This is a genomic window from uncultured Tateyamaria sp., assembly GCF_947503415.1.
Taxonomy (GTDB): Bacteria; Pseudomonadota; Alphaproteobacteria; order Rhodobacterales; family Rhodobacteraceae; genus Tateyamaria.
On sequence record NZ_CANNDS010000001.1, the window covers coordinates 1,498,725 to 1,521,309 of the forward strand.

General features: G+C 61.2%; 20 protein-coding genes. 16 read left to right on the plus strand and 4 right to left on the minus strand.

The genetic code is table 11. From position 1 onward, the window contains the following. The first annotated feature begins 5 nt into the window (after window positions 1-5). Genes Q1A32_RS07250 through Q1A32_RS07270 form a run of 5 tightly spaced genes read left to right on the plus strand, consistent with a single transcriptional unit; the run spans window position 6 to window position 5,062 of the window. Window positions 6-1,505 (plus strand): UxaA family hydrolase, encoded by a 1,500-nt coding sequence (locus Q1A32_RS07250; RefSeq protein ID WP_299651405.1) that lies wholly within the window; start codon window positions 6-8, stop codon window positions 1,503-1,505. Then, window positions 1,505-2,401 carry a phytanoyl-CoA dioxygenase family protein gene (locus Q1A32_RS07255; RefSeq protein WP_299651408.1) on the plus strand — a complete coding sequence of 299 codons (897 nt, stop codon included), beginning with the start codon at window positions 1,505-1,507 and terminating at the stop codon, window positions 2,399-2,401. The genes Q1A32_RS07250 and Q1A32_RS07255 overlap by 1 nt, the downstream gene beginning before the upstream one ends. A 1-nt stretch (window position 2,402) precedes the next feature. After that, window positions 2,403-3,290, plus strand: a complete 888-nt coding sequence (locus Q1A32_RS07260; protein ID WP_299651412.1) for an NAD(P)-dependent oxidoreductase — start codon at window positions 2,403-2,405, stop codon at window positions 3,288-3,290. 3 nt (window positions 3,291-3,293) lie between these two features. After that, window positions 3,294-4,187, plus strand: coding sequence for a DMT family transporter (locus Q1A32_RS07265; protein ID WP_299651415.1), 894 nt, complete (start codon window positions 3,294-3,296; stop codon window positions 4,185-4,187). Then, the gene (locus tag Q1A32_RS07270) at window positions 4,184-5,062 is read left to right on the plus strand and encodes a sugar kinase (protein WP_299651418.1); all 879 of its coding nucleotides are present in this window, start codon (window positions 4,184-4,186) and stop codon (window positions 5,060-5,062) included. Before Q1A32_RS07265 ends, Q1A32_RS07270 begins: the two co-directional genes overlap by 4 nt. On the opposite strand, the gene Q1A32_RS07275 is transcribed toward Q1A32_RS07270, so the two are convergent. Together Q1A32_RS07275 and uxaC are read right to left on the minus strand one after the other, a co-directional pair. Continuing rightward, window positions 5,059-6,246 carry a mannitol dehydrogenase family protein gene (locus Q1A32_RS07275; RefSeq protein WP_299651421.1) on the minus strand — a complete coding sequence of 396 codons (1,188 nt, stop codon included), beginning with the start codon at window positions 6,244-6,246 and terminating at the stop codon, window positions 5,059-5,061. The genes Q1A32_RS07270 and Q1A32_RS07275 overlap by 4 nt on opposite strands. Window positions 6,247-6,249: 3 nt before the next feature. Beyond that, on the minus strand, window positions 6,250-7,605 hold the full coding sequence (uxaC, locus tag Q1A32_RS07280; protein WP_299651424.1) for a glucuronate isomerase: 1,356 nt from the start codon (window positions 7,603-7,605) through the stop codon (window positions 6,250-6,252). A 91-nt stretch (window positions 7,606-7,696) separates the two neighbouring features. On the opposite strand from uxaC, the gene Q1A32_RS07285 reads away from it, so the two are divergent. From Q1A32_RS07285 to Q1A32_RS07320, 8 genes are all read left to right on the plus strand, one after another. Next, on the plus strand, window positions 7,697-8,734 hold the full coding sequence (locus Q1A32_RS07285; RefSeq protein WP_299651427.1) for a Gfo/Idh/MocA family protein: 1,038 nt from the start codon (window positions 7,697-7,699) through the stop codon (window positions 8,732-8,734). Continuing rightward, entirely contained in the window at window positions 8,731-9,738 is a 1,008-nt protein-coding gene (locus Q1A32_RS07290; RefSeq protein WP_299651430.1) for a Gfo/Idh/MocA family protein, read from the plus strand. Before Q1A32_RS07285 ends, Q1A32_RS07290 begins: the two co-directional genes overlap by 4 nt. Further along, window positions 9,735-10,778 carry a Gfo/Idh/MocA family protein gene (locus tag Q1A32_RS07295; protein ID WP_299651433.1) on the plus strand — a complete coding sequence of 348 codons (1,044 nt, stop codon included), beginning with the start codon at window positions 9,735-9,737 and terminating at the stop codon, window positions 10,776-10,778. Before Q1A32_RS07290 ends, Q1A32_RS07295 begins: the two co-directional genes overlap by 4 nt. Then, the gene (gene uxuA, locus Q1A32_RS07300; RefSeq protein ID WP_299651436.1) at window positions 10,775-11,962 is read left to right on the plus strand and encodes a mannonate dehydratase; all 1,188 of its coding nucleotides are present in this window, start codon (window positions 10,775-10,777) and stop codon (window positions 11,960-11,962) included. The genes Q1A32_RS07295 and uxuA overlap by 4 nt, the downstream gene beginning before the upstream one ends. Next, the gene (locus tag Q1A32_RS07305) at window positions 11,959-12,972 is read left to right on the plus strand and encodes a Gfo/Idh/MocA family protein (RefSeq protein ID WP_299651439.1); all 1,014 of its coding nucleotides are present in this window, start codon (window positions 11,959-11,961) and stop codon (window positions 12,970-12,972) included. The genes uxuA and Q1A32_RS07305 overlap by 4 nt, the downstream gene beginning before the upstream one ends. Window positions 12,973-13,122: 150 nt before the next feature. After that, on the plus strand, window positions 13,123-14,034 hold the full coding sequence (locus tag Q1A32_RS07310; protein WP_299651442.1) for an NAD(P)-dependent oxidoreductase: 912 nt from the start codon (window positions 13,123-13,125) through the stop codon (window positions 14,032-14,034). Then, window positions 14,031-14,897, plus strand: a complete 867-nt coding sequence (locus Q1A32_RS07315) for a sugar phosphate isomerase/epimerase (protein WP_299651445.1) — start codon at window positions 14,031-14,033, stop codon at window positions 14,895-14,897. Before Q1A32_RS07310 ends, Q1A32_RS07315 begins: the two co-directional genes overlap by 4 nt. A gap of 88 nt (window positions 14,898-14,985) precedes the next feature. Next, a complete protein-coding gene (locus tag Q1A32_RS07320) occupies window positions 14,986-16,272 on the plus strand; it encodes a nucleotide sugar dehydrogenase (RefSeq protein WP_299651448.1) in 1,287 nt (428 codons plus the stop codon). On the opposite strand, the gene Q1A32_RS07325 is transcribed toward Q1A32_RS07320, so the two are convergent. After that, on the minus strand, window positions 16,269-17,321 hold the full coding sequence (locus Q1A32_RS07325; RefSeq protein ID WP_299651451.1) for an NAD(P)/FAD-dependent oxidoreductase: 1,053 nt from the start codon (window positions 17,319-17,321) through the stop codon (window positions 16,269-16,271). The genes Q1A32_RS07320 and Q1A32_RS07325 overlap by 4 nt on opposite strands. Further along, window positions 17,318-17,989: a cupin domain-containing protein gene (locus Q1A32_RS07330; RefSeq protein ID WP_299651454.1), complete on the minus strand. Its 672-nt coding sequence runs from the start codon at window positions 17,987-17,989 to the stop codon at window positions 17,318-17,320. Before Q1A32_RS07330 ends, Q1A32_RS07325 begins: the two co-directional genes overlap by 4 nt. Before the next feature lie 128 nt (window positions 17,990-18,117). On the opposite strand from Q1A32_RS07330, the gene Q1A32_RS07335 reads away from it, so the two are divergent. The 3 genes from Q1A32_RS07335 (at window position 18,118) to Q1A32_RS07345 (ending at window position 22,343) form a co-directional block, all read left to right on the plus strand. Then, window positions 18,118-18,678, plus strand: coding sequence for a TetR/AcrR family transcriptional regulator (locus Q1A32_RS07335; protein ID WP_299651457.1), 561 nt, complete (start codon window positions 18,118-18,120; stop codon window positions 18,676-18,678). Window positions 18,679-18,762: 84 nt separating this feature from the next. Next, entirely contained in the window at window positions 18,763-20,373 is a 1,611-nt protein-coding gene (locus Q1A32_RS07340) for a glutamate synthase-related protein (RefSeq protein WP_299651460.1), read from the plus strand. After that, window positions 20,370-22,343 carry a thiamine pyrophosphate-binding protein gene (locus Q1A32_RS07345; RefSeq protein WP_299651463.1) on the plus strand — a complete coding sequence of 658 codons (1,974 nt, stop codon included), beginning with the start codon at window positions 20,370-20,372 and terminating at the stop codon, window positions 22,341-22,343. Before Q1A32_RS07340 ends, Q1A32_RS07345 begins: the two co-directional genes overlap by 4 nt. Window positions 22,344-22,585: the final 242 nt, after the last annotated feature.

A 22,585-nucleotide genomic window follows, 5' to 3' on the forward strand; every position in this document is an offset into this window, starting at 1 on the left:
GTACCATGGATTTCATTCGTCTTGATCCGTCCGACAGCGTCGTTACGGCGACCCGCGCGCTTGAGGTGGGTGTGGATGTCGAGGGCGTCGCCACCCGCGCGCTGATCCCGTCGGGGCACAAGATTGCCATGCGCGACATCCCGCAGGGGGAGCCCATTCGAAAATACGCGCAGGTGATCGGCTATGCTGCCATGCCGATTGTGGCGGGGGATCATGTGCATACGCACAACGTCGAATTTCGCGGGACGGATGTGGCGTATGAGTTCGCCACCAATCTCCGACCTGTCCCCGCGGGGACACCTGATACATTCATGGGATATCGCCGCGAGAACGGGCAAGTGGGCACGCGAAATTACATCGCGATTGTGACGTCTGTGAACTGCTCGGCCACGGCTGCGCGGATGATCGCAGCGCATTTCACGCCCGAGCTTTTGGCCGACTATCCCAACGTTGACGGGGTTGTTGCCTTTGTCCACGGCACCGGTTGCGGCATGGCCGACAGTGGGGACGGGTTCGAGGCGTTGCAGCGCGTGATGTGGGGCTATGCCCGGCATCCCAACCATGCGGGCGTGCTGATGGTGGGTTTGGGCTGTGAAATGAACCAGATCGACTGGTTGCTGGAAGCTTACGGACTGAAGCAGGGGCCGCTGTTTCACACGATGAACATTCAGTCTGTGGCGGGTCTGCGCAAGACGGTTGAGAAGGGGATCGAGAAGGTCTCGGCCATGCTGCCGCTGGCCAACCAGGCGGTGCGGGAACCGTGCCCGGCGTCGGAGTTGAAGGTGGCGTTGCAATGTGGCGGGTCGGATGCGTGGTCCGGCATCACGGCGAACCCGGCATTGGGTTATGCCACGGACCTGCTGGTGGCGCAGGGTGGCACAGGCGTGCTGGCCGAGACGCCCGAGATTTACGGGGCGGAGCATTTGCTGACCGCCCGCGCAGTAGATCAGGCGACGGGGGAGCGGTTGCTGGACTTGATCCGGTGGTGGGAGGACTACACCGCCCGCAACAAGGGGTCGATGGACAACAACCCCAGCCCCGGCAACAAGGCCGGAGGGTTGACCACGATTTTGGAGAAGTCTCTGGGCGCTGCGGCCAAGGGGGGGACCACGCCGCTGACAGGCGTTTACAAATACGCCGATATCGTGCGGGCGCGGGGGTTCACGTTTATGGACTCGCCTGGCTACGATCCGGCAAGCGTGACAGGCCAGATCGCGGGTGGGTGCAACCTCGTTTGCTTCACAACCGGGCGGGGGTCCGCCTTTGGCTCGAAACCCAGTCCAACGATCAAGGTCGCGACCAATACGGAAATGTATGGTCGGATGATCGAGGATATGGATGTCAACGCCGGGGCCATGCTGAGCGATGGGGTGTCGCTGGAGAAGATGGGCCGCCAGATTTACGAGCTGTTCCTGCGGGTGGCGTCTGGTGAGATGTCAAAGTCAGAGGCGCAGGGCTTGGGCGACTACGAGTTCGTCCCCTGGCAGATTGGCGCGGTGATGTGATGGAGTGCTTGTCCGCTGATCAGAAGGCGCAGTTTGAAGCCGACGGCTATCTGTTGGTTGAGAACCGCATTCCTGACGATTGGCTGACCAGGATCCGAGATGAGATTGCGCGGTTCGAGGACGAAGCCGCGACCATGACGACCAGCAACGACCGCCTTGATCTTGAGGACAGCCACACCCCCGACGACCCGCGCCTGCGTCGGATCAAGCTGCCGCACATGATCTCGGACGTGGTGCGGGAGTTGATGTATTCGGATCATGTGCTGGCCCCTGCGCGCGATTTGATCGGGCCTAACCTGCGCCTGCACACCACGAAACTGAACATGAAATCAGCGGGCTACGGGGCGGCGGTCGAGTGGCATCAGGACTATGCGTTTTATCCGCATACCAATGACGACATTCTGGCGATTGGCATTTGCATCGACGACATGGCCGACGAGAACGGGCCGCTGATGGTGTTTCCGGGCTCGCACAGGGGGCCGGTGTTTGATCACCATGTGGATGGGGTCTTTGCCGGGGCGATGCTGCCGAAAGAGAACGGCTTGGATATGGCCGGTGCAGTGAAACTGACCGGTCCTGCGGGGTCGATCAGCATTCATCACGGGCGCATCGTGCATGGGTCGGCGTTGAACACAAGCGACCGGGCGCGGCGCATTCTGTTCTACGAGATGATGGCGGCGGATGCCTTTCCGATCATGGGCAGCATGACCAAGTGGGACGGGATCGAAGATTACAACACGCGGATGCTGTGCGGTGAACCGACCCTGACGCCGCGCCTGAAAGACATTCCAATCCGCATTCCGCAGCCACAACCGGATGTGCCGATATCCATCTATGAAATTCAAAAGAGCCTGAAGACACGGGCTTTTGACACCATTCCGTCGAAGGAGACATGACATGAGCAAACCGACAATTGGATTTATTGGCCTGGGCCTGATGGGCGGGGCGATGGTGGGGCGGTTGCAGGATCAGGGCTATGACCTGACCGTCATCGCGAACCGGACGCGGACTTATGTGGACCGTGCGATCGAGCGTGGCGCGACCGAGGTGACAACGGCCAAGGCCGTGGCCGAGGCTTCGGACATCGTGATGTTGTGCATGGACACTTCGGCCAATGTCGAGGCGCGGATGCGCGGGGCCGAGGGTGTGATCGCAGGGCTGAAGCCCGGCGCGGTTGTGATTGATTTCGGCACGTCACTGCCCGGTTCGACACGAACCTTGGGCAATGAGGTCGCGGCTGCGGGCGGGCAATATCTGGACGCGCCTTTGGGGCGGACACCGTCCCATGCCGTCGATGGGTTGCTGAATATCATGTGTGCCGGGGACGAGGCGGCCTTCAACAGCGTGCGTCCTGTTCTGTATGATCTCGGTGAAAACGTGTTCCATCTGGGCGCTTTGGGGTCTGGGCACACGATCAAGCTGCTCAACAACTTCTTTGGCATGACCGTCGCCAATGCCATGGCCGAGGTGTTTGCCATGGCGGACGTGATGGGGGTCGAGCGGCAGAGCGTTTACGATGTGATTGCCGCGGGGCCGCTCAAATCGGGCATGATGGATTTCGTGAAGGGTTATGGCGTGGACGGTGATCCGAACCAACTGGCCTTTGCCATCAAGAATGCTGCCAAGGATGTCGGGTACTACGCGCAGATGGCGTCTGACGCGGGCGTTGAATCGATCATGTCAAAATGCGCTTTGGGCGCGTTGACAGACGCGCGCGACAATGGCCGGGGCGACGACATGGTTTCGCAAATGGTGGACTACTACGCCGACCGGTTCAAAGGCTGAACCGTGGCCATCGCGGCCCATCCCACAGAGGACCGCGCGGCGTTGGGCATTGCCATGACGCTGGGGGCATACGCGTTTTTCACGCTGATCGATACGTCGGTGAAGTGGCTGCTAGTGGCCGGGTTGCCTGCGTTTCAATTGGCCTTCATGCGGTACTTTCCGCACTTCCTGATCTCCACCGCGCTTTTGCTGCGCAAAGGGGTGAGCTGGTCGAGCTTTCAATCCGAGCATATGGGGTTGGTGCTGCTGCGCGGGTTCCTGCTGGCGTCGGCCACGCTGTTCAACTTCATCACGCTCAACTACCTGCCGCTGACGGTGGTGGGGTCGATCATGTTTTCGGCCCCGATCATTGTCTGCGCGCTAAGCTGGCCGCTGCTCGGAGAGCGGGTGGGGCCGTGGCGCTGGTTTGCCATCATTCTGGGGTTCATGGGCGTGCTGGTGGTGATCCGGCCCTTTGACGCGTCCTTTCATGCGATTGCGATCCTGAATGTGTACAATGCGTTTTCACTGGCGCTGTATTCCATTATTACGCGCAAGATATCGGGTGTGGTCGCACCTGAAACGATGCAGTTCTGGATGGGCGCATTTGGGGCTGTGACGCTCGCGCCGCTGGCGTTTTTCGTGTGGACGACACCGGAAACGGTCTGGCAATGGGCGCTGATGATCGGGTTGGGTATTTGGGGCTGGGCCGGGCACGAAATCTTTTCGCGGGCGCATGCCTATGCCCCAGCCAATACGCTGATGCCCTACACCTACAGTTTTCTGCTGTATCTTGCTGTCGCCAGCTATCTGGTCTTCGGCGATGTCCCGGATGGTTGGACGCTGCTGGGGGCATCGATCATCGTGGTGTCTGGGTTGATCATCTGGCGACGCACCGCGCGAAAGGATGTGACATGAGAATTGCGGCGATTGGCGAAGCGATGATCGAATTGTCCATGAACGGAGAAAACGCGGTCGTGCGTGTGGCGGGTGATACGTTGAACACAGCGATATACCTAAAGCGATGCGCGCCTGATCTGGACGTCGACTATATCACCCGTGTCGGCACAGATGCCTTTTCCGATCGGATTGTCGCGACGATGGCAGCAGAAGACATCGGCACCGGTCAGGTTGAACGTGTGCCAGAAGGTACACCGGGGTTGTACGCGATCACAACAGACGCAGCGGGCGAGCGCAGCTTCACCTATTGGCGCGATACGTCCGCGGCGCGCATGGTGTTCGCGACACCGACGGGGCCGGATTTTTCAGCCCTGGAAACCTACGACGTGATCTATCTGTCAGCCATCACGCTTGCGATCCTGCCCGCGTCGACGCGCGCGGCGTTGATCCGATGGTTGCAGGCCTTCCGACGTACGGGGGGTCGCGTGGCCTTTGACAGCAATTATCGCCCAAAGCTTTGGGGGGACGTCGATGCGGCGCGCGCGGCGATGACGGCCATGTGGGTGCTGTGCGATATCGCGTTGCCGTCGGTCGATGATGAGATGGACCTGACCGGAGAGACGGCGGAGCAAGTGGCCAAACGATTTCTGGCCATGAAGCGCACAGGGGCGTTGAAGCGGGGCGAGGTGGGGCCATTGTGCCTTGAGACGGGATCATCGGGCACCTATCCGGCGGCCCCGAAGGTCGTGGATACCACGGCTGCGGGCGACAGTTTCAATGGGGCCTATCTGGCTGGCATCCTGACCGGTGCGCCGCAGGATGAGGCTTTGCACAGTGGACACAATTTGGCCGCCGAAGTGATCGGACACCGTGGCGCGATCCTGCCGCGCTAGCCGTCTATCAATGCGCGTAGCGCAGCGACCGGGTGTTCGGATTGGCAAGCGGCAATCAACGCTTCGGCTCTCGGATCATCCAGGGGACGCGCTGCTGCGACCTCGGCCCGTACGAAGCCCACCCAGGCGTCGATAGCCTGATTGAGTGCCGGGCTGGATTTGCCCTGTCGTTCGGTCAGTGTGGACAGGATGCGAATTGGCATTTTCTGGCTTCCATCCATCGCGATCTGGCGCAGGCTGTGGTGCAAATTCGGGTTCTCGAACCTTTGGATCAATGCCTTTGCATACGCTTCCGTTTGTTTCTGAACTTCGCCGGGGAGTGTCTCCGCCGCTTCCGCCATAAGCGCCAGTGTTGTGCTGCGCAGATCAGGATCTGCAATGGCCTCGTGCACATAGGTGTGGCCACGCAGGATACCTGCATAAGCCAGAAAAGAGTGCGCGCCGTTGAGCATGCGCAGCTTGCGCATCTCGTGCGGTGTGACGTCGTTCACCCATTGCACGCCCGGCCAATCGGGACGGGCCGCGGCAAACCTGTCTTCGATCACCCATTCCGTGAAAGCCTCGGTTGGAACGGCCATGGGATCGTTCGCCTCGTCCCTTATCGCGTCGGTGGTCGCGGGGGTAATGCGGTCGACCATGCATGAGGGGAAGGTAATCTGATCCGGAACCTGCAAGTTGCTGGCGGTCGCAAAATCGCGCACCGCCTGAGCCAGCTTTGCGCCGTTTTCCGGCAGGTTGTCGCAGCACAGCACTGTGACAGGCGTCGTGCGCAGCGCCAGCCCGCGCGCAAGTGTTCCAAGAACAGTGGCGCCTGCGCCATTTACGTCCGCGCGCGTGTCCGGCGCGTTCATGTCCAAACGTCCGTCCGGGCCAAGGCCATAGGCTTTTTCGGTGACTGTTAGGGTGATCACATCGAACCTGTCGGAAGCGATGGCGTCGATGACAGCCTGCGGATCTTCGGACGCAACCAGCATGTTCGTGATGCAATTGATCGGTTTGATCGTTGTGCCGTCGGCATCCTTGATCACCAGACTATAGGCAAATCCCTGTGCTGCCAAACCATTCCGTATGGTGCCGGACCTGAAGCTGACCCCTGTCACCGACCAGCCAGCGCTGTCCTGCGTGTAGGCGGCGGCATGCGCGCGAAAGAAGTTGCCAACGCCGAGGTGTAGAATATGCGGCATGTCCTACCCCAGCCTGTATGTCTTGCGCGCCAGATCGGTGGCCAGCAATTGGGCAATCTCGTCGGCTGTGGAACGGCCAAAGTATCCACGCTCCATCTGCGAGGCCAAGTGCTGGGCAACCGCCCGCCGCCACAAATCGTGCCGCGCGGGGATCGACAGGAAGGCACGCGTGTCATCATTGAACCCGGCAAGGTTATGATAACCAGCCGTTTCCACCACCTGATCGAGATAGCGGGCGATCCCTGCGGCACTGTCGTGGAACCACCACGGAGGACCAATCCGCAGGCCCGGCCAGTGCCCCGCCATGGGCGCGAGTTCGCGTGCATAGGCGGTTTCGTCCAGCGTGAACAGGATCAGAGTGAGGCTTGGGTCATTGCCAACACGGTTGAGCAGCGGCTCCAGCCCTTGAACCCAGTTGGTGGCGATTGGGATGTCGGCCCCTTTGTCCGCACCGAACTGCTGGAACATGGAGTGGTTGGTGTTGCGCCGGCTGCCCGCATGCAGTTGCATCACCAATCCGTCGTCCAGCGACATCTGGGCCATTTCGATCAACATGTGCCCGTGGAAAGCGTCAGCGTGGGTCATGTCCCCCCACAGCAATGCCTCGAACGCGGCAGCGGGGGTGTCCAGCCACACGGTTTGCGGCACCTCAATTGCGTGGTCTGTGGCAGTGGCGCCCAAGGCTTCGAACGCGGCACGGCGCGCGCGCAGGGCGGCCAGAAAGCCGGGGTATGACGTCGTATCCTCGCCAGTCTGCCGGCCAAGCGCACGCACTTCTTGCGCCCATCCCATCATATTCGGGTTGAGCAACGCGTCGGGCCTGAAGGTTGGCACAACCCGGCCGGTCCAATCGCTGGCTGCAATCGTTTGGTGATGGAGCAGCGGATCAAGTGCGGCATCGGTGGTCGCCAGCACTTCGATCCCGAACCGGTCGAACAACGCGCGGGGGCGGTTTGCCGGATCGGCAAGCCATGCGTCGATGTGGTCATAGATGGCATCTGCCGTCTCACCGCCCAAGGGCAGGTCACAGCGCAGGGTTTCCCGCAGTACGTATTCAATCCACAGTTGGCTTGGCGTGCCAAGAAACAGGTGCCAGTGGGATGCGAACAGGCGGAAGATCGCGCGCGGATCACGCTCTTCTGGGGGCACGCCGACGCCGAGGGCTTCCATGGGGATGCCTTGCGAATAAAGCATGCGAAAAACGTAGTGATCCGGGATCACCAGCAGCTCCGCAGGGTCGGAAAAGGGCTGGTCCTTTGCAAACCATGCAGGGTCGCAATGGCCGTGCGGAGACACGATGGGCGCGCCCTTGATCCCTTCGTAAATGTCTGCCGCGTCGCCTGCCAGTATCAGCCCCATGCCTGCCCCTTTCCATTTTCGTGCAGACTAGCACGAATGCCCCTTGGCGCATGTGCAAAATGCCTCCACTCTGATCATTGGGAGAGGCTGAATGAACGTATTGATGATCGGAGCGGGTATGGTCGCTCAGACGCATATTCTTGCGCTGCGTGACAATCAGGCTGGCGCGCGGCTGATGGGTGTTCTGGGCCGCGACGCGGCACGTGTGGCGCCCGTATGCGCCGAGGCATCACTGACACTGGGGTATGACGTTGCCCCTTTTACTGACATTGAAACTGCCCTTGCGGCGCGCCCGGATATGGCCATCGTGATCACACCGCCCGATGCCAGAACAGAATTTGCGCATGCTTTGAGCCGTGCCGGGGTACCGACATTGATGGAAAAACCGGTGGAGCGCAGCCTGACGAATGCGCGGGAGGTCGTTGATATCTATGCACGGTCGGACGTCACACTGGGGTTTTGCTTTCAACATCGGACGCGCCTTGCCGCACAAGGCCTGAAACAAAAATTGGACGGCGGAACCCTCGGTGATCTGGTCCATGTAGAGATGCGGGTGCCGTGGTGGCGTGACCAATCCTACTACGATGCGCCGGGGCGCGGGACCTATGCCCGTGATGGCGGCGGCGTCATGATCAATCAGGCGATCCACACGCTGGATCTGGCGTTGTGGCTTGCCGGGCCGGTGGGTCAGGTGCAGGCCATGATGCGCACCAGCCCGCTACACCGGATGGAGGCCGAGGACATCGCCGCTGCTCTTTTCATCTTCCAAACGGGGGCGTCCGGCGTCTTGACCGCAACGACAACCGCTTATCCCGGTGGGACTGAGAGCATCACGCTGACCACAACCAAGGCACGTTGCCATCTGGAAGGGGACAGCTTGCGTGTTGATTGGTTGTCGGGTGATGTCGAAATCGTCGCACCGGATGATGCCGTCAGCACGGGTGGCGGAGCCGATCCAATGGCGTTTACGCACGCCTGGCACCAGGCGATCCTTGAAGATTTCGTTGCGGCATTGTCCGAGACGCGCCCGCCCCTTGCCCCGCCTGATGATGCCTTGCACGTGCACGCTGTCATCGACGCGATGGAACAGGCCGCCCGCAGCGGCACCGTGGTCGAGGTGGTGGCATGAGCCTTGCCTTTGTCGCCCTGGGGCTGGACCACCGCCATATCTACGGCATGACCGAGAACATGTTGGCGCAGGGCGCGCGGTGTCTTGGTTTCTGGACGGACTGTGATCCGCAGCCATTGGCCGGATATGTCAAACGGTTCCCTAATTTGCGGCGGTTCGCGACGTTGGACGACGCGTTGGCTGCCGGTGCCGATCTGGCGCTGGTGTCGAACATCCCGGCGGACCGGGCCAGTGCTGCCATCAAGGCAATGCAGGCCGGGCACGACGTCATGACAGACAAGCCCGGATGCACAACCATCGCGCAGCTGGACGCCATAAAGGCCTGTGTGGCAGAGACGGGCCGCATCTGGTCCATCAATTTCTCCGAACGGTTCGAGGTGCCTTGCGTAACCCGTGCCGATCAACTGGTGCAGGACGGCGCAATTGGCCGGGTGGTCCATACCACGGGCCTTGGGCCACACCGGTTGAACCGACCCACGCGGCCAGACTGGTTTTTCCAGCGCGAAATATACGGAGGCGTACTGACTGACATCGCATCACATCAGATTGACCAGTTTCTGCACTTTACCGGATCGGATGACGCCCAAGTGACCATGGCGCATGTGGCCAACCACGCCAATCCCGACGATCCCGGCCTTCAGGACTTCGGCGAAGTGGCGCTGCGGTCGGATCACGCCTCAGGCTACATCCGTGTCGATTGGTACACCCCCGATGCCTTGCCCAATTGGGGCGATGGGCGGCTGACCCTGCTGGGCACTAAAGGCTATATCGAGCTTCGCAAATACGTGGATGTGGGCGGGCGCGAAGGCACGGATCATTTGGTGCTGGTGAACGGCGACCGTTGCGAGACACTTGATGCGCGGGATGCTGGATTGCCCTATTTCGGACGGCTTCTGCACGACATTGCCCACCGGACCGAAACGGCGATGACGCAGGCCTACTGCTTCAAGGTGATGGAGTTGGCGCTGCGGGCGCAGGCGATGGCTGAGGGACACCAGGCATGATCCGCGTTGCGATTCTTGGGGGAGGTATCGGGGCGCAGCACCTTGCCGCTTACGAGATGTTGGAAGGCTTTCGGGTGACCCATTTGGTGGATCAGGATGCGGACCGCTGCGCGTCACTCTGCGGAGAAACGATTGTGCCGCTCGAAACGGTGGATGCCGCGCTGGAAGCGGATGTGGATCTGATCGACATCTGCCTGCCGCCGCACCTGCATGCACCTGTTGCAATTGCCGCATTGGACGCGGGAAAGCACGTGATTTGCGAAAAACCTTTGGCGACGTCGCTGTCCCAAGTGGATGCAATCGCGCATGCGGCGGATCGGGCCGGAAAGTCCGTGTTCCCGGTCTTTCAGTATCGGTTCGGCCCTGCATTTGATCAGCTGACCGCGTTGCAAGAGGCGGGGCTCGCTGGTGCACCGCGCATGGCTGCATTGGAAACCCACTGGAACAGGGATGCCGCGTATTACGCTGTCCCATGGCGCGGAACGTGGGCCGGAGAGCAAGGCGGCGCCGTGCTGGGCCATGCCATTCATGCGCATGATTTGCTGGGGGCCTTCGTGGCGCCGATACGTGCTGTAACCGCGCGGCTTGGCACATTGATCAATACGATCGAGACGGAGGACACGGCCGCGCTCATCTTCGAGTTGGAGGGTGGAGCGCTCGCAACAAGCAGCGTAACTCTCGGAGCGGCACGGGACGAGACGCGCTTGCGGTTTGTCTATGAGCACATGACGGTCACTTCCAATACGAACCCGTATGCGCCGGGCGAAGGGACATGGACGTTCATAGCCCGAGATCCCGACAAACAGGCTGAAGTGGACCAAGTCTGCGCGGCCACACCCTTAAGTCCAACGGGCTTCGCCGGTTTTCTGTCTGAAGTGGGCATGGCTCTAAAGGGTAAAGACAACCGCGCAGTCACTTTGGCCGACGGGGCTGCGTCCATCGAACTGGTCACGGCCATTTATGCCTCCCATCGGGAGGCCGCGCGGTTGGAGTTGCCGTTGGCTAAAGATCATCCTTTGCGGAATGGGTGGCAGCCATGATCGAATGCTGGCGCTGGTTTGGCCCCGATGATCCGACGCAATTGTCCGACCTGCCACAAGTTGGTGCGACAGGTGTCGTCACGGCCTTGCATCAGTTTCCGCCCGGTACGGAATGGCCGTCGCGCGCCATCGCAGAGCGCAAGGAAATGATCGAAGCCGCCGGACTGACATGGGAAGTGGTCGAAAGCCTTCCGGTGTCCGAAGCAATCAAGACCCAAGGAGCAGAGGCCGCAGCACATCTGACGGCTTACAAGGCAAGCATGAAGTCCCTCGCGCAGGCTGGCGTGCGGACGATCTGTTACAATTTCATGCCAATTCTCGACTGGACGCGCACGCAAACACATGCGCCGCAACCCCATGGCGGGACGGCCATGCTGTTCGATCTGGCCGATTTTGCCGCTTTTGATCTGTTCATTTTGAAGCGACCGGTTGCGACCGATGACTACCCGCCATTGGCGCAAGACGCGGCCAGAGACGCCTTCGCCCAGATGGATGATGCGGATCGCGCACGCCTGACACGCACTGTCATAGCGGGCCTTCCCGGCGCAAATGATGGCTGGAGCCTCGATGATGTGCGTGCGCGCCTTTCGACCTATGATGGCGTGGATGCTGCTGCCTTGCGCCGTCATTTGATCGACTTCCTGTCCGAGGTAGTGCCTTTGGCCCAAGAGCTTGGCCTGCGGCTGTGCTGCCATCCGGATGACCCGCCCTTTTCCTTGCTTGGTTTGCCGCGGGTCATGTCCTCGACCGACGACTACGAAACGGTTCTGCTGGCCGTGGATATACAGGCGAACGGAGCGACACTGTGCACCGGGTCGCTGGGTGTAGCGCAAGGTTTCGATGCTCCGGACTTTGTGGGTCGCCTGGGTCCACGTATCCATTTTGCACATCTGCGCAACACCAAGCGCTTGCCGTCGCCTGACCCCGACCGCCCCGGGTTTTTCGAAGCTGCACATCTTGAAGGGGACACCGACATGGTGGCGACCATTGCCGCACTGATGGATGAGGAAGCACGTCGCCGGATCGAGGGTCGCACGGATCATGCGATCCCGATGCGCCCGGACCATGGGCAGGAGATCCTGATGGACCGGACACGTGACAGTTTGCCCGGGTACCCTCTGATAGGGCGGATGCGTGGGCTGGCCGAATTGCGCGGGATCATGGCCGCAATGGCAAAGGGATGAGCGTGATGAAAATCGGTGTGGCGGGTGTCGGTCTGATCGGTCGACAACATCTGGATGCAATAGAACGAGCGCGAAATGTAACCGTGTCGGGGGTTTTCGATCCGGCGCTTGAAGAGGACGTACAGTGGCCCGTGACCAAAAGCCTTGCCCAGCTTGCAGAGGGTTCCGATGGTGTCATTCTGGCGGTTCCAAACCACTTGCATGGCGAGGTGGCCCTCGCCCTCATTGATGCGGATTGCCCGATCCTGATCGAAAAACCACTTACCCCAACCGCGTCCGAAGGGCTTGCTGTCTGCGAAGCAGCAGAACGATCCGGCGTGCCGATCCTTGTCGGGCACCACCGGCGGCACAACCCGCTTGTCGCCAAAGCGCGCGAAATCATTCAGGGCGGTAGGCTTGGTGCGGTGACAACAGTGCAGGGAACCTGCTGGTTGCCCAAGCCCGACAGCTACTATCAGCAGTCTTGGCGGCAGAAAGAGGGTGCTGGCCCGCTGCTGATCAACCTGATCCATGACATCGATCTGCTGATGTATCTGTGTGGTCCCATCGCGCAGGTACAAGCCATGGAAAGCAACGCGGTGCGCCGTGCCGACATCGAAGAGGTCACCGTTGCGACTTTGCGCTTTGCAAGCGGAGCGCTCGGCACCGTCAATCTGTCTGATGTCGCTGTGGGGCCATGGAGTTGGGAGCTTACCGCAGGTGAAAATCCAGCCTATCCCAAAACAGACCAGTCCAGCTATCTGATCGGTGGAACCAAGGGTGCGCTGTCCTTGCCAAACCTAAGCGTATGGACGCAGGAAGATGGCCCTGACTGGTGGGCTCCCATGAACCAGACCCGCGTGCCGCTGCCTTTGTCCGACCCGCTCAAGGACCAGGTTGAGCATTTTGCCGAAGTTATCCGGGGCAAGGCATCGCCTCTTGTCAGTGGTCTTGATGGACTGCGCGCTGTGCAGGTCATTGAGGCGATCAAGCAGGCGGCGGAGAGCGGGCAGTTGGTGTCTGTCGGTTAAAAAACCCTCGTGCTTTGGCCATCCTGTGCTAGCGTCATGCTGCGCAGCATCGCCTGCGCCGTGATAGGGCAGGGGGTGTCTTTTGGACCTGCCCGGCATCCGCGCATGATGTGAAACCCCACCCTGAAAACCGAAACGGAGGACCCGCTGATGATGTCAGTTGGTGTGATTGGATTGGGGGATATGGGCAGCGGGCTGGCCAAGAACCTGATTGCAAACGGATTCGAGACATGGGGCCGGGATATCCTGCCCGCGCGACATCAGGCTTTTGCAGACATGGGCGGCCATGCTGCGGCGGATACAGCCGAAGTCGGGCGGAATGTCCATGCCGTCTTTGTCATGGTCATGAAAGGTGCCGAAGCGCATGAGGTCATCCTCGGGGACGGCGGTCTGGCCCAGTCTATGGCACCCGGCAGCAGCATTTTGCTGACAGCAACCGTGAAACCGTCAGAGGCGCGCGCCATTGGGGCCGGATTGGAAGGCACAGGCTTGCAGCTGATCGACAGCCCGGTGTCGGGTGGCTACCCCGGTGCGCAAGCGGGAACGCTGACCATGATGGCCGCAGGCACCGATGCCGCGATGGCGCAGGCGCGCCCGGTGATGGAGGCGGTGTCGGCCAACATCCACCGCGTGGGCAGCGCACCGGGCGAGGGTCAAACGGTCAAAGCCTGCCTGCAGTCCCTGATCGGTGCGCAGTTCTCGGCCACATTCGAAGCCGCCGCTTTGGCGGCCAAGGCAGGGGTGCCGGGGCAGGTGATTTTGGATGTGTTCTCTACCTCCTCTGCCGGGTGCGGCGTGGTGAAAAACGCGCTTGAAAAGATCATCGACCGGAAATTCGAAGGCACGGGCAGCCACATCAATACAATGCACAAGGACCTGACCATCTCCATGGCATTGGGTGAAGAGTTGGGCGTTCCGCTCCACACAGCTGCGTCTGCCATGCAGATCTTCCACGCAGGCCGCACGCGGTATCCCGATGGTGACAACTGGACCTGCACCCAAGTGATCGAAGAGATTGTGGGCGCTGAATTGCACCGCGATGGCGCCAAGGTGACGCGATGAAGCTGGGTGTGATTTGCGATGGCATCAGCCGCGATCTGGCACATGCTGTCGATGTCATGGACGAGTTTGACCTGACCTATGCCGAACTGCAGTTCATCGGGGACACCGAGGTCGGGGACCACTCAAGGCAAGAGATCAGGTCAATCGACACGCTCTTGCGGGACCGCGGCAAGCCGGTATCTTGCCTCTCCCGCCATATCTTTGCAGGCACCACGTCTGACAACCGCCCCGGCGACCCGCTGCACACGCAGCACATGGATGCCCTCAAGCGCGTGATCGACATGGCGCACATCGTCGGCAGCCCACTTGTCCGCATCATGACCCAGAAAAAGGAACAGATCCTGTGGGGCAGGAATGGCGCTGAAAAATGGAACGTCGCCCATGGCGCTTGGGACACGATGGCCCCCATGATCGCCCCCGCCGTGGACCTCGCCCGCGCGACAGGCATCACGCTGGTGGTTGAGACGGGCAACGGCACCATGGTCAACTCCAACTACACCGCGCGCAAGCTGATTGACGAACTGGATGCCAAGGACGTGCTCAAGGTGCTCTGGGACCCGGCCAACAATTGCTGGTGCCACGAGTTGGCCTTTCCCGATGGGTACAACGAAGTGCGGGACGGCTATCTCGGCCACGTCCACATCAAGGACGTGCAGGTCGACACCCCCCGCGCGACGCTCGAAGTCCGCGAGATCGGCAAGGGCCAGCTTGGACCCTTGTTCCAACCCATGGCCGATGCGCTCAGGGCAGATGGCTATGACGGGGTGATCAGCTTTGAATCCGTCTATCACCCCGGAAATGGTGACTTCGAGGCAGGATTCCGCGCCTGCATCGACACATTCAAACGTATCTTTGGCCCCTGATCACCATGCAATCACGCCTGCGCGTCCTCATATTGCGCTGTACCGTCCCGCCCGCTAGGCAGGTCAGCGCAAGACAAAGGCGCATGACATGACCCAAGCCCCCCTGCCGAACCTCGAAGACATGCGCGTGGCCGTGCTCGGGCTGGGCTATGTCGGCCTGCCGCTGGCGGTTGAGTTTGGCAAGCAGAGGCCCACCATTGGCTTCGACCTGAACGCAGAACGGGTGGCCGGTTTGCAGGCAGGCACCGACAGCACGGGCGAAGTGGATGACCTGAGCGCCGCCGCGCACCTCACCTACACCACCAACCTGTCCGACATCGCGCACTGCAACGTCTACATCGTTGCCGTTCCCACCCCCATCGACAGCCACCGTCAGCCCAACCTTGCCCCCTTGCTCGCAGCCTCCCGCACCATAGGTGAGGTGATCAAACGCGGCGACATCGTGATTTTCGAAAGCACGGTCTACCCCGGAGCGACCGAAGAAGATTGCCTGCCGCTGGTCGAAGCAGTCTCGGGCCTCAGCCTCAACTCCGACTTCTACGCAGGCTACAGCCCCGAGCGGATCAACCCCGGCGACAAGGACCGCCCGCTGCCCAAAATCACCAAAGTCACCTCCGGCTCCACCCCCGAAGCAGGGCAGGTGATTGATGCGCTCTACGGCACCATCATCACCGCAGGCACACATCTCGCGCCGACGATCCGGGTGGCCGAAGCGGCCAAGGTGATTGAGAACACCCAGCGCGACGTGAACATCGCGCTGATCAACGAGTTGTCGATTGTCTTTTCGCATCTGGGAATCGACACCACCGATGTGCTGGATGCGGCGGCGACCAAATGGAACTTCATCCGCTATACCCCCGGCCTTGTGGGCGGGCACTGCATCGGGGTGGACCCCTATTACCTGATCGACAAGTCGATCAGCGCAGGCCACATCCCCGACATCATCCGCATGGCGCGCGAGATCAACGACGGCATGGCGCAGCACGCCGTGTCGCTGCTGGTGAAGGCGATGATCCGGGCGCAGGCGCAAGTGCACGGTGGGCGCGTGCTGATCCTTGGCATCACGTTCAAACAGAACTGCGCGGACATTCGAAACACCAAAGTGGTGGACATGCTGGGCGAATTGGCCAGCTACGGCATGCAGGCCGACATTCACGATCCGTGGGCGGACGCGGACGAGGTGATGGCAGAGTATGACGTCGCCCTGACGGACCTGCCCGCCACAGCGGATTACGATGCGGTCATCCTCGCCGTGCCGCACGACACTATCGTGGCCCAAGGGCCGTCCCACCTGCGCGCGCTGCTCAAGGACAACGGCGTGCTCTTCGACATGAAAGCTGTGTTCGACGCGGCCGACAGTGACCTGCGCCTCTAGCTGACCAATGCCGCCCCGGCCAGTGCCGCAGCCCGTTCGCCCGACACAATGGCCCCTTCGATCAAGCCGCCACTTTCCTGCGACACCTCAGCCCCGGCAAAGAAAAAGCGCTGCGCCACAGGCTGAGACAACGCAGGCGCGCCATAGGGTGGATGACCATGGGACGGTGTTCGGTCCGCAGGCGTGGCAGTGAACGGCTCTGCCGCCCAATCCATGATCTCGAACCGCACCGGGTGCGCAGCCTCGGCCCCAAACAGCCGCACCAATTGCGCCAGCGATGCCGCGCGCAACGCGTCCGCATCCTGCCGTCCTTCAAACGGGACCCCGACAAACCCAAAAAGGCCGAACACCTTGGTATCTGGATCGGACTGGTCCGCAATCTCGACCAGCGGGCCAACATGGCTGACCGCACCGCCAGACAACCCGGCCTCGCGCCAAAAGGGGCGGTCATAAAGGGCGATGACCTTGGCATGCGCCGCCATCCATGTGGGCCAGCGGGTCAGATCGCGGGCCACCTCGGGAGTCCAGCCGGGGGCCATGGTCCACGTTGCTGCAATGGGTCCGGGCACGGCACAGACCACCACATCGGCATCCCAGGTCCGGCTGCGGGTTTTCACTGTTGGGCGGTCCGCAAGGTCCACGGCACACACCACCTCTTCAAAGTGAATGGCGCCATCGGGCAGCGCCTCAACCAAACGACGTGCCAGCGCCTGCACACCACCGCGAATGCGCGCCGCATCGCCATAGCGCCGTGGAAACGCGCCGCGCTGGGTCTGGGTCGCGGTTTCATAGATGAAATCGCCGTCTTCGTACTGGGGTAGCGTGTGTAATCCTACCTCTCGCAGCACCGCGACAACACGCGGCTGATAGGCGGGCCAAATCCAAGCTGGACCCAGATCAATGCCACCAGCCGCCACGGGCAGACTGAACGCGCGCCCGCCAACCCGGTCTCGCGCTTCCAGAACCGTGACCTCGTGCCCGGCCTGATGCAGGCGCAGCGCAGCCGTCAGACCGGCAAGACCTGCACCAAGAACGAGCGCATGGCTCACTTATCGACCATCTGCCGAAGATGACCGGTCTTGACCCAAAGCCGGGCACCATTCGGGCCAGCCGTCAATGTGGATGCGCTGCCGGGTGGCACGCGCAGCCAATCACGCGGACCCAAAGTGGTATCACCGTCATCGATGGACCCGTCCAAGACCAACGCCTCGGCTCCGCCCTCTGCGGCAAATGTCTGTGTGACGTCCGCATCCCATACCTCAAGCGCGACATGCTCGTGCGCATCCTCGAACAGCGTCGCCACAGCAACTCCCTCACGTGCCGCATCCCGGCTGGTCTCAACACTGTTCATATCAATACGCACATGCTGCCGGTCGTCGGGATCGAACTGCCACAGCTTCACAAAGATCGTGGCACCTGGTTTCGAACTTGGCGTGTGCCGCGAGGTTGGCGGGTTGCGGACATAGGTGCCAACGGGGAAATCGCCATCCTCATCCTGAAATACACCTTCGAGGACGATGTATTCCTCACCGCCATCATGGGTGTGCGGGGCAAAGGCACTGCCGGGGGCAAAACGCACAATTGTGGTGGCACGTGCCACCTCATCCCCGATCCGGTCGAGCATCTTGCGCTCCACCCCGGCCGAAGGAGAGGCCCGCCACGGGTTGTCGTCATTCAAGACGCGCACGGTCTGGGTGAAATCCGCATTCAGTTCCATCTGAGGGCCTCCAATCGCACTACCTTCCTAAAGGTAGGGAAATACGTTGAAGGCGCAAGAGTACAGACCTATATTTCTTTATTAGCCACTCATAGCGTTGTGAACGCGACTGACCCAAGAGTAGAGATATGGACACCAGAACACACTTACTGGATCAAGCAGAAGGGTTTGCACGGCAGCGTGGCTTTGACGGGTTCAGCTTTGCGGACCTCGCCGAGGGTGCGGGCATCCGAAAGCCGTCCGTCCATTACCATTTCCCTGCCAAGGCCGATCTGTCTTTGGCCCTGATCGACCGATATCGCTCTGTGTTCCTCGACAAACTGCACGGCATTGCCGACGCAGAAACCACCGGCGGTGCGCGATTGCTGCGCTTTCTCAACCTGTATCGGGAGGCGTCGGAGGGTGGGCGCAGCCTTTGCCTGTGTGTTGCCTTGTCCGTCACGCAATCGGCGCTGCCAAAGGACGGTACGGCAACGCTGGCCGCCTTCCACCGGGACGTTGTCGCGTGGCTCGAAGCGGCCTTTCGGTTGGGCAAGTCGGATGGCAGCATTCGCCAGGTCACCGACCCCAAAGCCGAGGCACAGGCGGCCATGGCGCAGGTTGAAGGGGCGCAGATCATGGCACGGGCCGCGCAAGACATTGCCCGGTTCGAGGCGGGGATTGCCACTCTGGTCGGCAGGACCACGTAGGCCAAACCAATCTTCCAAAAATGTGATATGCTTCCGATACCGTTGTGTGTCAATTTGATCTGACAGACGACAGTGGAAGACCGAATGCAAAAAGAAGTAGTGGCGCAGCTTTCAAAGCTGCCCGACCGAAGCCCCGCCTATGCCATCGTCGGGGAGGTCGATCTTGTTGTCGTGCGCTTCGACGATGATGTGTCCGTGTTCTATGGCCGCTGCCTGCACCGCGGCGCGCTGATGTCGGACGGGTTTGTGCGTGGCAATAACTTGATATGCGGCTTGCATGACTGGGACTATCGTCTGGACAGCGGGGTCAGTGAATACGCCAATGATGAGGCCCTGCCAAAGTTCAAATCATGGGTCGAGGGCGACGATATCTGCGTCGATGCAACTGAAATCAACGCGTGGGGCCATGCCAATCCGCAACCCTTCAATCGCGATGCCTATCTCGGGCTCTATGCCGACACGTCCCACGGCACGGACGAAGAACCCTATGCCGGGCTGATCCAGCAATATGCGCGCGACGGGCTGTCCAAAACCGGCCACCACGGCGTTGTGGACGCAATGGGCGTGCCGCGGGTTCAGCTGCCCGACTGGGATGATATCCAGTTGATCACGGCGCAATTGCACAAACCGCCATTGCTTGAGGACGAGGCGGTTGGCACCGGCGTCGTCATTGGCCCCAACGCGCAGAAGCCACTGCACCTCGATATCCCCCTGTTCGTGTCCGACATGTCCTATGGCGCACTGTCGGAGCCTGCCAAACTGGCGCTGGCCCGTGGCGCGCAACTCTCGGGCACCGGCATTTGCTCGGGCGAGGGCGGTATGCTGCCTGAAGAGCAGAAGGCCAATTCAAAGTATTTCTACGAACTGGCCTCTGCCCGGTTCGGTTTCGCCTGGGAGAAGGTGCAGAAATGCCAGGCCTTCCATTTCAAAGGCGGCCAAGGGGCCAAGACGGGCACCGGCGGGCACTTGCCCGGCCACAAGGTCAATTCAAAGATCGCCGAGGTCCGCCATCTGGACGAGGGCGAAGATGCGATTTCTCCGGCCCGCTTTCCCGAATGGACCGACCCCGCGCAAATCAAGGATTTCGCGGACGAGGTGCGGGACCGCACCGGCGGCATCCCCATCGGCTACAAGCTGTCTGCGCAACATATCGAAAAGGATATCGACGCGGCCCTGAAGGTGGGCGTGGACTACATCATCCTTGATGGTCGTGGCGGCGGAACGGGCGCGGCCCCCATCATCTTCCGTGACAATATCAGCGTGCCGACGATCCCTGCGCTGGCCCGGGCGCGCGCGCATCTGGACCGGCTCGAACGGCACGACGTCAGCCTTGTCATCACGGGCGGCCTGCGCAAACCGGCGGACTTCATCAAGGCATTGGCGCTGGGCGCGGATGCCGTGGCACTGTCAAATTCGGCCATGCAGGCCATCGGCTGCATCGCCATGCGCGCCTGCCACACCAACAATTGCCCTGTCGGCATCGCCAGCCAGAAACCGCATCTGGTCAACCGGTTGGTCATCGAAAAATCCGCCCGGCAACTGGCCAACTTCTTTGACGCGAGCACCGAACTGATGCAGGTCATGGCCCGCGCCTGCGGCCATGATCACCTGTCGAAATTCAACATCGATGACCTGACCACATGGAAAAAGGACATGTCCGATATCTCGGGCGTGCCGTTTGGAGGAGTAGCATGACCGAAACGCTCGATTGGATCCGTGTGGGACAAACCGGCGACTTGCCAGAGGGGCGGGTCAAGACCGTGACAGCCCGCACCGTGTCGATATGCCTGTCGCATTTCGATGGGCAATGGGCCGCGATGGACAACCATTGCCCGCACCAGCGGGGCCCCTTGGGCGAAGGGTCGATCGAGAAGGGCGAAGATGACAAGTGCTGGATCCGCTGCCCGTGGCATGGCTGGGATTTTGACCCGCTGACCGGTGCCCCTCCCGGTGGGCATGAGGATACAGGCCAGAAAATCTATCCGCTCAAGATCGAGGATGACGAGATCTTCGTGGGGCTCGAACCCGAGCCGCCGCATGAACGCACTGTCAGTGACCAGATGGCCGAAAGCATGGTCAACTGGGGGCTGAAGCACGTGTTCGGCATGGTCGGCCACTCGAACCTTGGCCTTGCCGATGCGATCCGCATGCGGGTCGAAGCGGGCGAGATGAAATATGTGGGCATCCGGCACGAAGGGGCGGCTGCCTTTGCGGCGTCCGCCTATGGCAAGTTGACGGGTCACCCTGCCGCCTGCCTCACCATCGCGGGCCCCGGCGCGACGAACCTGCTCACAGGCCTTTGGGACGCCAAGGTGGACCGCGCGCCGGTCCTTGCGCTGACCGGTCAAGTCCAAACGCAGGTCTTTGGCCCCGGCGCGTTTCAGGACATCGACCTTGCCAGCGCGTTCGACGCGGTCAGCAAGTTCAGTCAGACGGTTCTCAGCACGTCCAAACACTCGGAGCTTGTGTCACTCGCCATGAAAAACGCGGTGGTGCAGCAGGACGTCGCACACCTGATCTTCCCGGATGACATGCAGACCAACCCGTCCGACGCACCTGCCTCGCAACCGGACGGCCGCATGGGCCGCGTCGCCATCAAACCTACGGACGAAGACGTTGCCGACGCACTCGACATGCTGACCAAGGCCAAGCGCCCGATCTTCGTGATCGGCTTCGGCGCGTGGGAGCATATGGAGGCGATCACGGCGCTGGCCGAAACCCTCGGCGCACCGGTGCTGACGACGTTCAAGGGCAAAGGGCTGCTGGCTGACAGCCACCCCAATGCAGCGGGCGTCCTGGGCCGTTCCGGCACGCCGATCGCATCGTGGTTCATGAACGAAGCGGACCTGATCCTGACCCTTGGCACGTCGTTCTCGAACCACACGGGTATCGAGCCGTCAAAACCCATCATCCAGGTCGATTTTGAACGGATGCAGCTTGGCAAATTCCACCCCGTTGACCTGCCCATCTGGTCCGAGATCGGTGCCTTTTGCGATGCGATCACACCCGGTCTGTCGCGGCCTGCCGACGCCGCCGACCAGATCACCGAACTGGCCGAGCGTTGGGACATCTGGCGCAAGGAAAAGCGGTCCCGGATGGAGGAAGAAACCGAAAAGGGTATCCACGCCTTCGCCATCTTCGACGCGCTCAGCCGCGTGGCGCCAGAGGACGCGATCATCGCGGTCGACGTGGGCAACAACACCTATTCCTTTGGCCGCTATTTCGAAACCAAGGGCCAGCGTGTGCTGATGTCCGGCTATCTCGGCTCCATCGGCTTTGGCTTTCCGGCGGCCATGGGCGCATGGGCGGCGACGCAGGATTTCGAGTGGCTGAAAGGGCGCAAGATCATCTCGATCTCGGGCGATGGCGGCTTTGGCCAATACGCGATGGAACTGACGACAGCCGTGAAATACGGCATGGATATCACCCACGTGCTGCTCCACAACGGCGAGCTGGGCAAGATCACCAAGGAACAGAAATCCGGCGAATGGCCTGTGTGGGAAACATCTTTGCACAATCCGTCCTTTGCGGCCTTTGCCAAGATCTGCGGCGCGCACGGCGAAAAGGTGGTGTCGTCCGACGCCATCCAAGCCGCCTTGCAAAAAGCGTTGGATGTGGATGGCCCCGCGCTGGTCGAGATTATGACGGACGCTGAGCTGGTTTGACGTGCGGGGCGCACCGATAGGTGCGCCTTACGAGGTCAGGCAGAGGTGTCCTTCGCCCCCATTAATCATTTGTGAACAATGAGCCGCGAACGGTGCGTTAACCCATCAAAATGTGCTGTTTCTGCGCTGCGGCGGTGTACGGGGGGTGCACAGGGGGTGCACGCCCGGTGCACCGGCCATCCCCCTTGTTTTCATGGCGTTAACGCAATTACGCTGCGGTGCGGCTGTATGCCGGCCTTAAA